The 13,699-nt window shown below is 66.1% G+C and carries 16 protein-coding genes; 7 read left to right on the forward strand and 9 right to left on the reverse strand.

Annotated elements, in window-relative coordinates:
- The first annotated feature begins 95 nt into the window (after positions 1-95).
- The 4 genes from obgE (at position 96) to ACFOPH_RS23930 (ending at position 4,574) form a co-directional block, all read left to right on the forward strand.
- Complete coding sequence (obgE, locus tag ACFOPH_RS23915) at positions 96-1,211, forward strand: GTPase ObgE (RefSeq protein ID WP_312551046.1); 1,116 nt, start codon at positions 96-98, stop codon at positions 1,209-1,211.
- Positions 1,201-1,635 carry a hypothetical protein gene (locus tag ACFOPH_RS23920; protein WP_312551047.1) on the forward strand — a complete coding sequence of 145 codons (435 nt, stop codon included), beginning with the start codon at positions 1,201-1,203 and terminating at the stop codon, positions 1,633-1,635. Before obgE ends, ACFOPH_RS23920 begins: the two co-directional genes overlap by 11 nt.
- Positions 1,632-2,762: a glutamate 5-kinase gene (gene proB, locus ACFOPH_RS23925; protein WP_379737611.1), complete on the forward strand. Its 1,131-nt coding sequence runs from the start codon at positions 1,632-1,634 to the stop codon at positions 2,760-2,762. The genes ACFOPH_RS23920 and proB overlap by 4 nt, the downstream gene beginning before the upstream one ends.
- Before the next feature lie 201 nt (positions 2,763-2,963).
- The gene (locus ACFOPH_RS23930) at positions 2,964-4,574 is read left to right on the forward strand and encodes a methyl-accepting chemotaxis protein (protein WP_379737613.1); all 1,611 of its coding nucleotides are present in this window, start codon (positions 2,964-2,966) and stop codon (positions 4,572-4,574) included.
- A gap of 21 nt (positions 4,575-4,595) precedes the next feature.
- Here ACFOPH_RS23930 and nth read toward each other — a convergent pair whose 3' ends face one another.
- Entirely contained in the window at positions 4,596-5,285 is a 690-nt protein-coding gene (gene nth / locus ACFOPH_RS23935; protein WP_379737615.1) for an endonuclease III, read from the reverse strand.
- Positions 5,282-5,992: an electron transport complex subunit RsxB gene (rsxB, locus tag ACFOPH_RS23940; RefSeq protein ID WP_379737617.1), complete on the reverse strand. Its 711-nt coding sequence runs from the start codon at positions 5,990-5,992 to the stop codon at positions 5,282-5,284. The genes nth and rsxB overlap by 4 nt, the downstream gene beginning before the upstream one ends.
- Positions 5,993-6,137: 145 nt before the next feature.
- Here rsxB and ACFOPH_RS23945 point away from each other — a divergent pair, with 145 nt between their 5' ends.
- Entirely contained in the window at positions 6,138-6,572 is a 435-nt protein-coding gene (locus tag ACFOPH_RS23945; RefSeq protein WP_379737619.1) for an RcnB family protein, read from the forward strand.
- Positions 6,573-6,587: 15 nt separating this feature from the next.
- On the forward strand, positions 6,588-6,794 hold the full coding sequence (locus tag ACFOPH_RS23950) for a hypothetical protein (protein ID WP_312550106.1): 207 nt from the start codon (positions 6,588-6,590) through the stop codon (positions 6,792-6,794).
- Between the two features lie 74 nt (positions 6,795-6,868).
- Here ACFOPH_RS23950 and ACFOPH_RS23955 read toward each other — a convergent pair whose 3' ends face one another.
- From ACFOPH_RS23955 to ACFOPH_RS23975, 5 genes are all read right to left on the reverse strand, one after another.
- The gene (locus ACFOPH_RS23955) at positions 6,869-8,104 is read right to left on the reverse strand and encodes a polyhydroxyalkanoate depolymerase (protein WP_379737621.1); all 1,236 of its coding nucleotides are present in this window, start codon (positions 8,102-8,104) and stop codon (positions 6,869-6,871) included.
- A gap of 233 nt (positions 8,105-8,337) precedes the next feature.
- Positions 8,338-9,435, reverse strand: a complete 1,098-nt coding sequence (locus ACFOPH_RS23960) for an NAD(P)/FAD-dependent oxidoreductase (RefSeq protein WP_379737623.1) — start codon at positions 9,433-9,435, stop codon at positions 8,338-8,340.
- A 130-nt stretch (positions 9,436-9,565) separates the two neighbouring features.
- Positions 9,566-9,889 carry a ferredoxin FdxA gene (gene fdxA, locus ACFOPH_RS23965; RefSeq protein WP_312550109.1) on the reverse strand — a complete coding sequence of 108 codons (324 nt, stop codon included), beginning with the start codon at positions 9,887-9,889 and terminating at the stop codon, positions 9,566-9,568.
- Positions 9,890-10,281: 392 nt separating this feature from the next.
- Complete coding sequence (locus ACFOPH_RS23970) at positions 10,282-10,563, reverse strand: protealysin inhibitor emfourin (protein ID WP_312550110.1); 282 nt, start codon at positions 10,561-10,563, stop codon at positions 10,282-10,284.
- Entirely contained in the window at positions 10,560-12,122 is a 1,563-nt protein-coding gene (locus ACFOPH_RS23975) for a hypothetical protein (RefSeq protein WP_312550111.1), read from the reverse strand. The genes ACFOPH_RS23970 and ACFOPH_RS23975 overlap by 4 nt, the downstream gene beginning before the upstream one ends.
- 153 nt (positions 12,123-12,275) lie before the next feature.
- Between ACFOPH_RS23975 and ACFOPH_RS23980 the strand changes: the two genes are divergently transcribed.
- A complete protein-coding gene (locus ACFOPH_RS23980) occupies positions 12,276-12,557 on the forward strand; it encodes a polyhydroxyalkanoic acid system family protein (protein ID WP_379737626.1) in 282 nt (93 codons plus the stop codon).
- 43 nt (positions 12,558-12,600) lie between these two features.
- Here ACFOPH_RS23980 and ACFOPH_RS23985 read toward each other — a convergent pair whose 3' ends face one another.
- Together ACFOPH_RS23985 and ACFOPH_RS23990 are read right to left on the reverse strand one after the other, a co-directional pair.
- Positions 12,601-12,855 (reverse strand): acyl-CoA-binding protein, encoded by a 255-nt coding sequence (locus tag ACFOPH_RS23985; protein WP_312550113.1) that lies wholly within the window; start codon positions 12,853-12,855, stop codon positions 12,601-12,603.
- A 369-nt stretch (positions 12,856-13,224) separates the two neighbouring features.
- A complete protein-coding gene (locus ACFOPH_RS23990; protein ID WP_312550114.1) occupies positions 13,225-13,581 on the reverse strand; it encodes an FKBP-type peptidyl-prolyl cis-trans isomerase in 357 nt (118 codons plus the stop codon).
- Positions 13,582-13,699 lie beyond the last annotated feature (118 nt).

Here is a 13,699-nt window from a genome sequence, read left to right on the forward strand (position 1 = left end):
CACTCATGGCGGCGTCTCGCCGCAGCGTACTGTCTTCGACAATGCGCCTTGTCCTGAGCGTTTTGTTAGGCGCTATCGTTTTTTTGGCGGTCATCATGAAGTTTATCGACGAAGCAAGAATTGAAGTCATCGCCGGCGACGGCGGCAACGGGTGCGCCTCGTTCCGCCGCGAAAAGTTCCGTCCCTTCGGCGGTCCGGACGGCGGCGACGGCGGCAAGGGCGGCTCGATCTGGGCGGTTGCCGATCGCAACATCAACACCCTGGTCGACTTTCGTTATTCGAAAGTGCACACCGCGCGCAACGGCGAAGCCGGCCGCGGCTCGGACTGCTACGGCAAGGGCGCGGAGGACGTGGTCCTGCGCATGCCGGTCGGTACGCTGATCGTCGATAACGTCAACGGCGAGATCATCGCCGACCTGACCGAACACGGCCAGACCGAACTGCTCGCCAAGGGCGGCGAGGGCGGCTGGGGCAACATCCACTTCAAGACCTCGACCAACCGCGCGCCGCGCCAGAAGACCGACGGCAAGGCGGGCGAACGCCGCGAGCTGCGCCTGGAGCTGAAGGTGCTGGCCGACGTGGGCCTGCTGGGCATGCCGAACGCCGGCAAGTCGACGTTCATCACGGCCGTCTCGAACGCCAAGCCGAAGATCGCCGACTACCCGTTCACGACCCTGCATCCGAACCTCGGCGTGGTGCGCGTCTCGCACGCGAAGAGCTTCGTCATCGCCGACATCCCGGGCCTGATCGAGGGCGCGGCCGAAGGCGCGGGCCTCGGTCACCAGTTCCTGCGCCACCTGTCGCGCACCGGCCTGCTGCTGCACATCGTCGACCTGGCGCCGTTCGAGGCGACGGTCGATCCGGTGAAGGAAGCCAAGGCCCTGATCAAGGAACTCGAGAAGTACGACGAGGAACTGCTGAACAAGCCGCGCTGGCTCGTGCTGAACAAGCTCGACATGCTGCCGGAAGAAGAGCGCAAGAAGAAGGTCAAGGACTTCCTCAAGAAGCTGGCCTGGAAAGGTCCGGTCTTCGAGATCTCGGCCTTGAACCGCGAAGGCTGCCAGGAACTGATCAACGCAATCTACCTGCACCTGGAAGAGAAGCGCGCGCTCGACGTGCGCGTGGACGAGACGACCCAGATGACCGAGGAAGCGCGCGGCATCAACTCGATCGATCCGGACGATCCCCGCTTCAAGATTCTTGAAGACTGAGGCGCCGATCATCAAGAAAGGGTTTCGCTTCACGCGCGCCTGGGCGCGCACCCAGCTGCTGCAGCTGGTAGCCACCGCCAGTTCGCTGGCGGCGCTCGTGGCGCTCCTCGACCCCGACCGGGTCGCGGCCGCCATGGGCCTGTTTCTCGTTGGCGTGAACGGCTACAGCCAGTTCTACGCCATCTACGTCGGAGTGCGCCTCGCCACCGCGGGGCTGGCTCTGCTGGCGGCAAGGCGGGGCGACCAGCCCATCCTCGGCGACCTCGTTGCATTGTTCCTGCTGGCCCAGCCGGCCGGGCGCCTGGTCGCGGCATTCGCGATCGGCCTGCCGCATGGGTCCTTGTTCATCGTGAGTGGGATCGAATTGCTGGCGGGCCTGGCCCTGCTGGCCTTGCGTCCCCGGGAAAAGAGGCTTTCGCCATGAGCGCAGCACATCAATCCGTCATCCGGCAAGCCGGCCGCATCATCGTCAAGGTCGGCTCCTCCCTCGTCACCAACGAAGGCCGCGGCCTCGACCACGGCGCGATCGCGCGCTGGGCCGGGCAGATCGCCGCCCTGCGCGGGCTCGGCAAGGACGTGGTCCTGGTCAGCTCCGGCGCGATCGCCGAAGGCATGCTGCGCCTGGGCATGGCCGCCCGGCCGCACGACATCCACGAACTGCAGGCCTGCGCCGCCGTCGGCCAGATGGGCCTGGCCCAGATCTATGAAACCAGCTTCGCCGCCCACGGCGTGAAAACCGCCCAGGTGCTGCTGACCCACGCCGACCTGGCCGACCGCGAACGTTACCTGAACGCGCGCGCCACCCTCACGACCCTGCTGCGCCTGGGCGTGGTCCCGATCATCAACGAGAACGACACCGTCGTCACCGACGAGATCAAGTTCGGCGACAACGACACCCTCGGCGCCCTGGTCGCCAACCTGATCGAAGCGGATGCCCTGGTGATCCTGACCGACCAGCGCGGCCTGTACTCCGCCGACCCGCGCAAGGACCCGGCCGCGACCCTGATCGCGCGCGCTCCGGCCGGCGACGCGGCGCTGGAAGCGATGGCCGGCGGCGCCGGCAGCAGCATCGGCCGCGGCGGCATGCTGACCAAGGTGCTGGCCGCACGGCGCGCCGCGCGTTCGGGCGCCCACACCGTGATCGCCTGGGGCCGCGAGCCGGACGTGCTGACGCGCCTGGCAGCAGGCGAAGCGATCGGTACCCAGCTCGAAGCGGCAACCACGCGCCTCACCGCGCGCCGCCAGTGGATGGTCGACCACCTGCACACCTCGGGCGAGGTGGTGCTCGACGCCGGCGCCGTGCAGAAGCTCACGCAGGAGGGCAAGTCGCTGCTGCCGATCGGCGTCGTCGCGGTGCGCGGCGAATTCGGGCGCGGCCAGGTGATCACCTGCGTGGGCGAGGACGGCGTGCCGGTGGCGCGCGGCCTGACCAGCTACACCGCCAGCGAAGTGCGCCGCATCATGCGCCACTCCTCCAGCGAGATCGAGGCCATCCTCGGCTACATCGAGGGGCCGGAGCTGGTCCACCGCGACAACCTCGTCCTTCTCTGACGAAAGCGCGAGTCCGCGCGGCCGCAGCTCGTGCAAGCCCCGAAAAATTCCCATAGTTGTTCAATAACTGTGTTGCGGCGGGCGTACAGCGCGCCGTGACACAGTGATAAACGCCTCATTTTCATTGCCGTACGGCTACACCGTCACTTAGACTCGTCAGCGTCCGTCATATTGACGCACGCCCCGAATCGAAAGACATTCATGAAACTGAGCCGCAAACTCCCCCTCTGCTTTGCCGCCGTCGCGCTGGTGGTCGCCTGCGCCGGCTTCTTCGGCTTGTCCGAGCTGAACCGTTCGCTCGGTACCTATGGCGGCGCCGTCACCAGTTATGGCCACGCCGAGGACGTCGAGACCCTGCTGTCGACCTTCAAGACCCAGATCCAGGAATGGAAAAACGTCCTCCTGCGCGGCAAGGACGAGAGCGAGCGCGCCAAGTACTGGCAGGCTTTCCAGGACAGCGAGCGCGCAGTCGCGGAACAGCTCGGCAAGCTGAGCGCCGCGCTGGCGCCGGGCAAGGACCGCGCGCTGCTCGAGCAGTTCGGCCGCGCCCACGCGCAGATGGGGCAGGATTTCCGCAAGGGCTACGCGCAGTTCGTCGCTGCCGGATCCGACCCGGCCGCGGGCGATGCCGCGGTCAAGGGCAAGGACCGCGCGCCGTCCGAACTGCTGGTGCAGGCGCGCGAGCAGATCGTCGCCGCCACCGAACGGCGGGTCGAAGAGGCCGAGGCCGGCAGCCGCCGCGCCACTGTCCTGAGCCTGTTGGCGATGGTGCTGGGCGCGGGCGCGGCGATCGTCGCCGGGGTGCTGGTGTCGCGCTCGATCGTGCGCCCCCTGAGCCGCGCCGTCGACGTGGCCCGGACCGTGGCCGCCGGCGACCTGCGCGCGCGCATCGAGGTCACCTCGAACGACGAGACCGGCCAGCTGCTGCAGTCGCTGAAGGAGATGAACACCAACCTGAAGCAGATCGTCGGCAAGGTGCGCAGCGGCGCCGAGACGATCGCCGTGGCCTCGAGCGAAATCGCGACCGGTAACATGGACCTGTCCTCGCGCACCGAGCAGCAGGCCGGCGCGCTCGAGGAAACCGCGTCCTCGATGGAGGAGCTGACTTCGACCGTGAGACAGAATGCCGACAACGCGCGCCAGGCCAGCCAGCTCGCCATCAGCGCCTGCGACGTCGCGGCGAAGGGCGGCGAGGTGGTCGAGCGCGCGGTGTCGACCATGGCCTCGATCAGCGAATCCTCGAAGCGGATCGTCGACATCATCGGCGTCATCGACGGCATCGCCTTCCAGACCAATATCCTGGCCCTGAACGCGGCCGTCGAGGCGGCGCGCGCGGGCGAGCAGGGACGCGGCTTCGCCGTCGTGGCATCGGAAGTGCGCACCCTGGCGCAGCGTTCGGCCACCGCCGCCAAGGAGATCAAGCTGCTCATCGGCGACTCGGTCGACCGCGTCGATGCCGGCAGCGCCCTGGTCAACGAAGCGGGCAGCAGCATGGCCGAGATTGTCGCCAGCGTGAAACGTGTGATGGACATCATGGCCGAGATCAGCGCGGCCAGTTCGGAGCAGGGCGCGGGCATCGAGCAGATCAATATTGCTGTCGCCGAGATGGACACCACCACCCAGCAGAATGCGGCGCTGGTCGAGGAAGCGGCGGCCGCCGCACAGGCGTTGCGCGAGCAGACCGTGGCGCTGAACGAGGTCGTCGGCGTGTTCAAGCTCGATGGCGACGGGGCCGCCGCGAACGATCCGCGCGCCGCGGCGATGCTGGACGGGACTGCCCGCCGCGCGCTGCCTGGCGCCGCGCGCGCTTGAGGCGAGCGCCCCGTCCTCGGCTCAGGCGGTCGGCTGCGAGCCCGTCACTGCCGCTTCCGGCGCGATCACCCCGTCCGGCGTCGGCGTCTTGTCGCGGTACTCGCACAGGTCGTTGATGATGCAGTTCCAGCACTTCGGGCGCCTTGCCACGCAGGTGTAGCGCCCGTGCAGGATCAGCCAGTGGTGGGCGTCCTGCAGGAAGTCCTTCGGGACGAACTTCAACAGCTTCCTTTCCACTTCGTCGACGTTCTTGCCCGGCGCGATCTTGGTCCGGTTCGAGACGCGGAAGATGTGGGTGTCGACCGCCATGGTCGGCTCGCCGAAGGCCGTGTTCAGCACCACGTTGGCGGTCTTGCGGCCCACGCCCGGCAGGGCTTCCAGGGCTTCGCGCGCGCGCGGCACTTCGCCGCCGTACTGCTCGACCAGGATCTGGCAGGTCGCCATCACGTTCTTCGCCTTGGTGTTGTACAGGCCGATGGTCGAGATATAGGTCTTCAGTTCGTCCAGGCCGAGGTCGAGGATGGCCTGCGGCGTGTTCGCCACCGGGTACAGGCGGCGCGTGGCCTTGTTCACGCCGACGTCGGTCGACTGGGCCGACAGCAGCACCGCGATCAGCAGTTCGAAGGGCGTCGTGTATTCCAGTTCGGTGGTCGGCTTCGGGTTGGCGTCGCGGAAGCGGGTGAAGATCTCGAGGCGTTTGGCTGGATTCATTTGTTCTCGTCGGGCGGGGTGCCGGCCGCGCGTTGGCGTGCCCTTTCCATCGCGGCGGCGATGATGGCGCGCTTGCGCTCCTTTTCGGCCAGCTCTTCCGGCGTATTCGTGGCTTCGGCCGTGACCGCGCGCATCTTCTCGAGCGCCTTGGCGGCCAGGCGCGCATCGTTCTCCTCGCGTTCGCGGATCAAGCGCTCGCTGCGGAAGTCGTGGCGCGCGCGCGCGGCATCGGCCGCTTCCTGCGACCAGGCGTCCCAGCCGGTGGCGTCCCCGGTCACCGGGATCATGCTGATGCAGTCGACCGGGCAGGGCGCCACGCACAGGTCGCAGCCGGTGCACAGGCTCGGCAGGATAGTGTGCATCTGCTTGGCCGCGCCCATGATGGCGTCGACCGGGCAGGTCTGGATGCACAGGGTGCAGCCGATGCACAGGTTCTCGTCGATAAAGGCGACCGGACGCGGGCGTTCGACGCCATTGGCCGGGTTGATCGGGATGACGGGGCGGCCGGTGACCGAGGCCAGCCGGCGCACACCTTCCATGCCGCCGGGTGGGCAGCGGTTGATGTCGGCCTCACCGCTGGCGATCGCCTCCGCGTAGGGACGACAGGCCGGATAGCCGCACTTGGTGCACTGGGTCTGCGGCAGCAGGTCTTCGATCTGGTCGGCAAGAGTCTTGGTCACGGCGGAGCGGCGGGCTAAAGCCGTCATTATCTATTAAATGCGCGGGCGGCGCGATGGTGCTTGTTGTTTCGGCCAGTAAGTGGCGCAGCGAACAGATTTTTAACGATGCGACTGGTCTACTGGCGGCATCGGCGCCGCGTTCGCGCGCGGCCATCTTTCAGGGAGGAACAACATGAACAAACGCCTCATCGCCAAAGGTATGATCGCGGTCTTGCTGGCCGCCAACGCCCCGGCCTTCGCCCAGCACGGCCACGACCGCGCGCAGGAACGCCGCGACGACCGCCGCGAGTACCGGGACGAGCGTCGCGAGGATCGCCGCGAATACCGCGACGAGCGCCGGGAGGAGCGCCGCGACATGCGCGACGACCGCCGGGACGACCGCCGCGACTACCGCGACGCCCGCCGCGGCGCCGGCCCGCGCCACGACCTCTATCGCGGCCAGCGCCTGCCCGCGACCTACCACCACAAGCAGTACGTGGTCGACAATTGGCGCGCCCATCGCCTGAGCGCGCCGCCGCGCGGCTATCACTGGGTGCAGGTGGGTAACGACTACGTGCTGGCGGCGATTGCCACGGGCATCATTGCCAGCGTCCTGCTCGGAAATTAAAGGAAGGGGAACACCATGAACGAATGGATCATCGCGCCGCTGCTGGCGGTCGACCCGACGGGCGCGCCGCTGCGCCAGCCGGAACGGGACGGCACCACGCCGGATACCGCCAGGCCCGAGGACGCCGCCGAGCGCCGCGGCGGCGAGCGCCGCGATACGCACAAGGATGACAGCGACGCCGACTTCGGCCGTGGCGAGGACCGGCGCGGCGACGTGGCTTGAAGCGCCTGCCGCATCTCCAATGAAAAATGCCGCAGTTTCCTGCGGCATTTTTATTAAAAAATCAGCGAATCGGATCAGCGGAATTCGCGGATGAATTCGCCGATCTTCGGACAGATGGTTTCGCGCCAGCGGCGGCCCGAGAAGATGCCGTAGTGGCCGGCCTTCTCGGCGACGTAGTCGCGGTGCATGTTCTCGGGGATGCCGCTGCACAGCTCGTGGGCGGCCTGGGTCTGGCCGGCGCCGGAAATATCGTCGAGCTCGCCTTCAATGGTGAACAGGGCCACCGTCTTGATGTCCTGCGGACGCACCAGCTTGCCGCCGACTTCCCAGGTGCCTTTCGGCAGGCGGTGTTCCTGGAACACGGTCTTGATCGTCTCGAGGTAGTACTCGGCCGGCATGTCGAGCACGGCATTGTATTCGTCGTAGAACTTGCGGTGGCTCTCGGCCGATTCCTCGTCGCCGCGCACCAGGTGCTGGTAGAACTCGCGATGGCTCTGGGCATGGCGGCCCGGGTTCATGGCGATGAAGCCGGCGTGCTGCAGGAAGCCCGGATAGACCTTGCGCCCGAAGCCCGGATAGTTGCCCGGCACCGAGTAGATCACGGTGTTCTCGAACCACGAGAACGGCTTCTCGGTGGCCAGGTCGTTGACCGCGGTGGGCGACTTGCGCGGGTCGATCGGGCCGCCCATCATCGTCATCGTCTTCGGCAGCTTCGGATCGTTATCGGACGCCATCAGCGCGATTGCGGCCAGCACCGGCACGGTCGGCTGGCACACGGAAATGACGTGCACGTCGGGGCCGAGGGTGCGGATGAAGTCCTGCACGTAATAGATGTAGTCGTCGAGGTGGAACGGGCCTTCGGACAGCGGCACCATGCGCGCGTCGACCCAGTCGGTGATGAAGACGTCGTGGTCCGGCAGCAGGGCGCGCACGGTGTCGCGCAGCAGCGTGGCGTGGTGGCCCGAAAGCGGGGCGACCAGCAGCACGGTCGGCTGGTCGAGCGCCGCGAATGCCGCGTCGGGCAGGTCCTTCTTGAAGTGGAGCAGCTGGCAGAACGGCTTGTCGACGGCGACGCGTTCGACGATGTTGACGGTCTCGCCCTTAATGGCGGTGGTGGGGATGTCGAACGCCGGCTTTTCGTAATCCTTGCCCAATCGGTACATCAGCTCGTACCCGGCGGCGATACGCTGGGAAAACGGCGTGTGGGCGAATGGGGAAACGGGGTTCGAGAACAGCTTCGATGACGCATCCGCCCATTGCATGAGCGGGGTCAGGAAGGAGCGTTGCATCTCGTGCAGTTGGTAGAGCATATAAATCCTTCGGTGGTGAAGCGCGTCGCGCTCGTGCGCGATTTTTAATCAAATCATTATAGGCCTAAATGATTTACGGTTGGAAATTTCCGTTCCGTCGGGCCAGTATTTGCATCGCGCTTGGAAGGGTTATAGCACCGTTTTTGATAGGGCGTCCGTGATGCGCCACACATAAAAACAAATGCCCCGGCTAGCCGGGGCACTGTCGTTTTTTTCTAACTGAACGGTCGTTCTTAATCGAAGACCGGGGTCTCGACGCCGAGGATCTTGTGCAGTTTCGGCGAGGTCGTCGTGTACTGCATGTGGATCTTCTTGTCCGGGAAGATGTATGGCGCGGCGCCGAAGGCGGCCAGCGCGGCTTCGTGGAAGCCCGACAGGATCAGCTTCTTCTTGCCCGGGTAGGTGTTGATGTCGCCCACGGCGAAGATGCCCGGCACGTTGGTCTCGAATTTCTCGGTGTCCATCACCTTGAGCTGCTTGCGCTCGATGTCCAGGCCCCACTCGGCGATCGGGCCCAGCTTTGGCGACAGGCCGAAGAAGACCATCAGCATGTCCAGCGGCACGCGGCGGGTGACGCCGTCGGCGCCGGTGACCTTCACTTCCGACAGCTTGCCTTCCTTCTCGTCGAAGCCGGTGACCTGGCCGGTGATCAGCTGCATCTCGTACTCTTCGCACAGCTGCTTCATCTTGGCGACCGAGGCCGGGGCGGCGCGGAAGTCCTCGCGGCGGTGCACCAGCACGACCGACTCGGCCTTGCCGACGAAGTTCAGGGCCCAGTCCAGGGCGGAGTCGCCGCCGCCGCAGATGACCAGGTTCTTGCCCTCGAACAGCGCCGGATCCTTGACGCGGTAGAACAGCTGGCTGTTCTCGAACTTCTCGATGCCGTCGACCTTGATCGTGCGCGCCTGGAACGAACCGACGCCGGCAGCGATGAAGATGGTCTTGGTGATGAACTGGGTGCCGGTCGAGGTCTCGACGTTGAAGCGGCCGTCTTCGCGGCGCTGCACGGTGGTCACTTCCTGGCCCAGGTGGAAGGTCGGCTCGAACGGCTCGATCTGCTTGAGCAGGTTGTCGGTCAGTTCCTGGCCGGTGCAGACGGGCACGGCAGGGATGTCGTAGATCGGCTTGTCCGGATACAGCTCCACGCACTGGCCGCCGACGGCCGGCAGCGAGTCGATGACGTGGGCCTTGATCTCGAGCAGGCCGAGTTCGAAGACCTGGAACAGGCCGACCGGGCCCGCGCCGATGATGACCGCGTCGGCGTCGATGGCGCCGGCGAACGAACTGTTAGGGGCGATGCTGCCCGCATCGTGGGTGGCACTGATACTCATGCACTCAATCCTGTTGATTTTTTAAAAGAGGGGGGCGATGACGCGATGGCCGCTAGTGTGCCATGGATGCCGTGCGCCTGCTGGCGGCGGTCGAAAACCGCGCGCAGCAGGCCACGTGACGTATGCGAGCTTAGCGGGCCAGCTGGTCCAGCTTGCTCTTGACGTCTTTCCACTCTTCGGCGTCGGGAAGGGCCGGCTTGGTCTTGGTGATCGACGGCCAGAAGCGCGCCAGGTCGGCGTTGAGCTTGATGAATTGCTGCTGGTCGCCCGGCACGTCTTCTTCCGCATAGATCGCATTGACCGGGCATTCGGCCACGCACACGGCGCAATCGATGCACTCGTCGGGGTCAATCGCGAGGAAATTCGGGCCTTCCCGGAAACAATCGACCGGGCATACATCGACGCAGTCGGTATACCGGCAGCGGATGCACGATTCGGTGACAACGTGGGTCATAACAGTCCTATCTATGGTGGGGTGCCGCGGCGTCAGCGCAAGGGAGGGCCGCCAACATGGCAAAGCACCGTATTTTAGGGGATTTCCAGTTTTCCTACAAATCAGGCTTAGACACAATATACATAAGCAAATGTGTTGGGCGAGGTACGATTTGGCGTGGGAACGATGGATGCTGGCCTCGCGTAGGGTGGGCACTCCGTGCCCACGCGGAACGCGGCGTGGCGTTGGCGCTTCGAGCATGGCCGTGCCGGCTTGTCGAGACGTCTCGATTGAATAGTTGGAAGCGTCAACATGTTCACGCTTTGCAGTGCTTGATGGCCACGATGCTACTCATGCGTACGCGTGGGCACGGGGTGCCCACCCGACGGCCGGCGGCAACGGTGGCTCCAGGTTCAACTGGTGCTTCGCAAATGCTCCAGCAGCGCCGGCCAGGCCGTCGCCCCCAGGCTGCCGTCGTCCAGCAGCGTCACCGTCTTGCGCTGGGCGCCGTCTTCCACCGTGATTTCCCAGCGCGGAATGTCCGCGCCGACGCCGCAGGGCGGCGCGGCGCCGAAGAAATCGAGCTGGCGCACCAGCGCCTCGAGCGCGCCGCCGTCGGCGCGGCAGGCGGTGTCGAGCTCGACGCAGCGCTCGCCGCCGGCGAAGCCGCCGCCCTGTTTCGCCGTGATCTTCATGCCGGGGTCGGCATGCCGCCGCCGGAATCGATAACCGGTTCCTCGCCGGCCGGGCCGTTGCGCCCGCGCTCGGCGCACCAGCGCGCCAGCGCCTGGGCTTCGGCGTCGAGCACGCGCTCGATGTCGTAGTACTCGGCCAGGTTCATGGTGCCGCAGCAGGCGCGCCGGTCCTGCTGGGCGCCGGGCGCGTCGCAGACCCCCGCCGCCAGGCGCACGTGGACCTTGCATTGCGGCGCCAGGGTTTTCCCCGGCAACTCCGAATCAACAGGAGGCACGTCGTTCGGCCCTCCCGGAGCGGGAGCGCCTGCCTCCGGGACCGGCGCATCGTTGGCCACCTCCGGCCCGCCGACCACTTCGCGCAGCGTGAACTGGTGGCGGATCGATTGCGTGTAGCTGTCCGGTTTGCCGTCCTCGAGCACCAGCCGCAGCATTTCGTTGACCACGTCGGCATAGGTGGCGGCGATGTCGGGCGCGGCGATCAGGGCGCGCAGCACCAGGCCGCGCAGGTATGCGGCGACCCGGTGCAGGACGGCGGCATCGTCCTCCAGCGCCGGGTTGCGTTCGAACGCGAACAGGTCGGCCAGGATGTCGTAGACGGCGCCGGTAAACACCTGGGAAATGGCATGCACCTGGGTGCCGGCCTGGGACAGGGTCAGGTCGTTGTCGGCGTTGCGCAGGCCGGTGGTGCTGCCGAGCGCCAGGCCGAACTGCTCGGCGATGTCGGCGAGGAAGGTCTTGTCGTGCAGGCGCGCCTTGGTCTGGGCCACCACGGCTTCGCACTGGTCGAGCTGGGACAGCGCCAGGAAGATCGCGGTCAGGTCGCCGAAGGATTCGTGCAGGCCGCCGGTCTGGGGTGGATTATCAGCCTCGAGCCACCTCGGCTTGAGGCCATCCAGCACGGCGTGCCCGGTCTCGTGGGCGACGATATCGAAGGAGCGGCAGGTGAACACGCGCTCGCTCTGGCCGCTCGGGACGAAATCGCCGAACTTCAGGCAGTTCTGGCTGCGGCTGTAGAAGGCGTTCATGACGTTCGGCAGGCCGTAGGGGAAGATCTGCAGCGGCGCGGTGTCGATGCTGCTGTTCCACTGCCAGGGCAGCGGCATCTCGGCCCCGCTCGAGGACAGCGCGCGCTGGTACATGGTGAGCGTCTGGCGCACCACGGCGAAGGTGTGGACGGCGTCGAACTGCGGCGTGTCGGGCATGGTGACGAAGTCGCCGAAGGCATTCGGCTCGACCGGGCTGATGGCCGGATCGCTCGATGCGATGCGGGCGTCGCGCGGGCCGGCCAGGACGATGCCGGGCAGGAAGGCCTTGCGCGTGCCCATGTCGCTCACCGAGGGATCCTGTTTCCACATCAGCACCCGCGCGCCGAAGGCGTAGGGCAGGGGCACCTCGGGGGCTTGCGGTTCGTCGGCGCCGCGCGGCGCGCCCGGCTGGTCGAGCAGCTGGGACGCCTTGCGGTGCTGGCGATAGGCGGCGCTCGGCGTGGGAACAAAGGCGACCGGCGGCTGGTCGCGTTCGGTACTGACTGGGTCATCCGGCAACAGTGCTCGTTCCATGGTGCATCCTCGTGTGATTGCGGTAGCTCAGCAGATACTCGTCCCCTGCGCGGAAACGGTTTTGACGAGAATCAATTGCAAAGCGCACTGGCACGCCGGCGGCGCAACTGGCATCATGGCGGGCTCTTGCGTTTTGAAGAAGGAAAGAAACAGATGGCCGACATTCACATCGTCCAGGAACACAGCCTCAGCCCGGAGCGGGCGCGCGCGGCGGCGCAGCAGGTGGCGGACAAGGTTGCCGCCGAATTCGGCATGCAGTGCCGCTGGGACGGCGACGTGTTGCGCTTCGAGCGCAGCGGAGTGGAAGGAGTCCTGACCCTGGAAGAGCAGCGCGCGGCGCTGCGGATCAAGCTGGGTTTCATGATGAGCGCCTTCGGCCCGGCCATCGAGGCCAAGGTGAGCGACAAGATGCGCCGGGTGTTCGCGGCCGCGTGATCGAACGCAGCCTCGATGCCGGCCGCGTGGCCGGCAGGGGCGCTTAACCCTTCAGTTCCTCGATCAGGTCGATGTACTGCTGCATCGCGTCTTCCTGCGAGGTGCCTTTCAGCTGGTCCCACGCGTCGTACTTGGCGCGGCCGACCATGTCGGTGAAGCCCGGACGCTCGCCGGTCACGTCGCCGCTCGAGCCCTGCTTGAACAGCGCGTAGATCTTCAGCAGGGTCATGTTGTCCGGACGCTCCGGCAGGTTCTTCGAATCGGCCTGGGCCTGGGTGAACTGGTCTTGCAAGCTCATAAAAACTCCTGTTGGCTGGATTGCTGGATGGTGCATTGACTGAACGGCAATGCGCGCGGTCATCTTAGCCTAAGGGGTAGCGAAATACGTGCTTCTGGCGGGAATTTTAGAGGGGATGCTCGGGGACAGTTTTTGTAGGGTGGACACCTGTGTCCACGCTGTGCGGCGGTCGAATTGTCGAGCAAGAATGCGTAGGGTGGGTTCTTGAACCCACGCGGTCGACGATGTGAAATGCCGCTCAATCAGCCGGCGGGAAGGTGGGTTCAAGAACCCACCCTACGGCTGTCCCTACGGTATGCGAAGGTACGACAGCGTGGACACAGGTGTCCACCCTACAACCCCACCCGCAAGCGGAGGGGGCAGGGATATTTACACAGCCAGCAGCTCGACGTCGAAGATCAGCGTCGCGTTCGGCGGAATCACGCCGCCGGCGCCGCGGGCGCCGTAGCCCAGGCTGGCCGGGATGATCAGGCGGCGCGCGCCGCCGACCTTCATGCCCTGCACGCCTTCGTCCCAGCCGCGGATCACGTGGCCGGCGCCCAGCGGGAACTGGAACGGGTCGTTGCGGTCCTTGCTCGAATCGAACTTGGCGCCGGTGCTGCCGTCGTCGTTGCGCAGCCAGCCGGTGTAGTGGACGGTGACGTAGGTGCCGGCTTTCGCCTCGGCGCCTTCGCCGACGACGGTGTCTTCGTACTGCAGGCCGGAAGCGGTGGTGGTAATGGACATGATTTTCCTTCAAGGTTCAGGTTGAGGGGCGATTGTAGTGCATGGACTCCCGGAGCGCCATCGAGGGTCCGCTTGCCCGTCGCGGCCCTTGCCCGCGATCTTGTCTACAATAAGCCTT

Source organism: Massilia haematophila, assembly GCF_042647645.1.
GTDB lineage: Bacteria > Pseudomonadota > Gammaproteobacteria > Burkholderiales > Burkholderiaceae_D > Telluria > Telluria haematophila.

Excerpts from the sequence above, each read along its gene's own strand:
- obgE (WP_312551046.1), top strand. The coding sequence starts at position 96 with ATGAAGTTTATCGACGAAGCAAGAATTGAAGTCATCGCCGGCGACGGC.
- proB (WP_379737611.1), top strand. The coding sequence starts at position 1,632 with ATGAGCGCAGCACATCAATCCGTCATCCGGCAAGCCGGCCGCATCATC.
- ACFOPH_RS23930 (WP_379737613.1), top strand. The coding sequence starts at position 2,964 with ATGAAACTGAGCCGCAAACTCCCCCTCTGCTTTGCCGCCGTCGCGCTG.
- nth (WP_379737615.1), bottom strand. The coding sequence starts at position 5,285 with ATGAATCCAGCCAAACGCCTCGAGATCTTCACCCGCTTCCGCGACGCC.
- rsxB (WP_379737617.1), bottom strand. The coding sequence starts at position 5,992 with ATGACGGCTTTAGCCCGCCGCTCCGCCGTGACCAAGACTCTTGCCGAC.
- ACFOPH_RS23945 (WP_379737619.1), top strand. The coding sequence starts at position 6,138 with ATGAACAAACGCCTCATCGCCAAAGGTATGATCGCGGTCTTGCTGGCC.
- ACFOPH_RS23950 (WP_312550106.1), top strand. The coding sequence starts at position 6,588 with ATGAACGAATGGATCATCGCGCCGCTGCTGGCGGTCGACCCGACGGGC.
- ACFOPH_RS23955 (WP_379737621.1), bottom strand. The coding sequence starts at position 8,104 with ATGCTCTACCAACTGCACGAGATGCAACGCTCCTTCCTGACCCCGCTC.
- ACFOPH_RS23960 (WP_379737623.1), bottom strand. The coding sequence starts at position 9,435 with ATGAGTATCAGTGCCACCCACGATGCGGGCAGCATCGCCCCTAACAGT.
- fdxA (WP_312550109.1), bottom strand. The coding sequence starts at position 9,889 with ATGACCCACGTTGTCACCGAATCGTGCATCCGCTGCCGGTATACCGAC.
- ACFOPH_RS23970 (WP_312550110.1), bottom strand. The coding sequence starts at position 10,563 with ATGAAGATCACGGCGAAACAGGGCGGCGGCTTCGCCGGCGGCGAGCGC.
- ACFOPH_RS23975 (WP_312550111.1), bottom strand. The coding sequence starts at position 12,122 with ATGGAACGAGCACTGTTGCCGGATGACCCAGTCAGTACCGAACGCGAC.
- ACFOPH_RS23980 (WP_379737626.1), top strand. The coding sequence starts at position 12,276 with ATGGCCGACATTCACATCGTCCAGGAACACAGCCTCAGCCCGGAGCGG.
- ACFOPH_RS23985 (WP_312550113.1), bottom strand. The coding sequence starts at position 12,855 with ATGAGCTTGCAAGACCAGTTCACCCAGGCCCAGGCCGATTCGAAGAAC.
- ACFOPH_RS23990 (WP_312550114.1), bottom strand. The coding sequence starts at position 13,581 with ATGTCCATTACCACCACCGCTTCCGGCCTGCAGTACGAAGACACCGTC.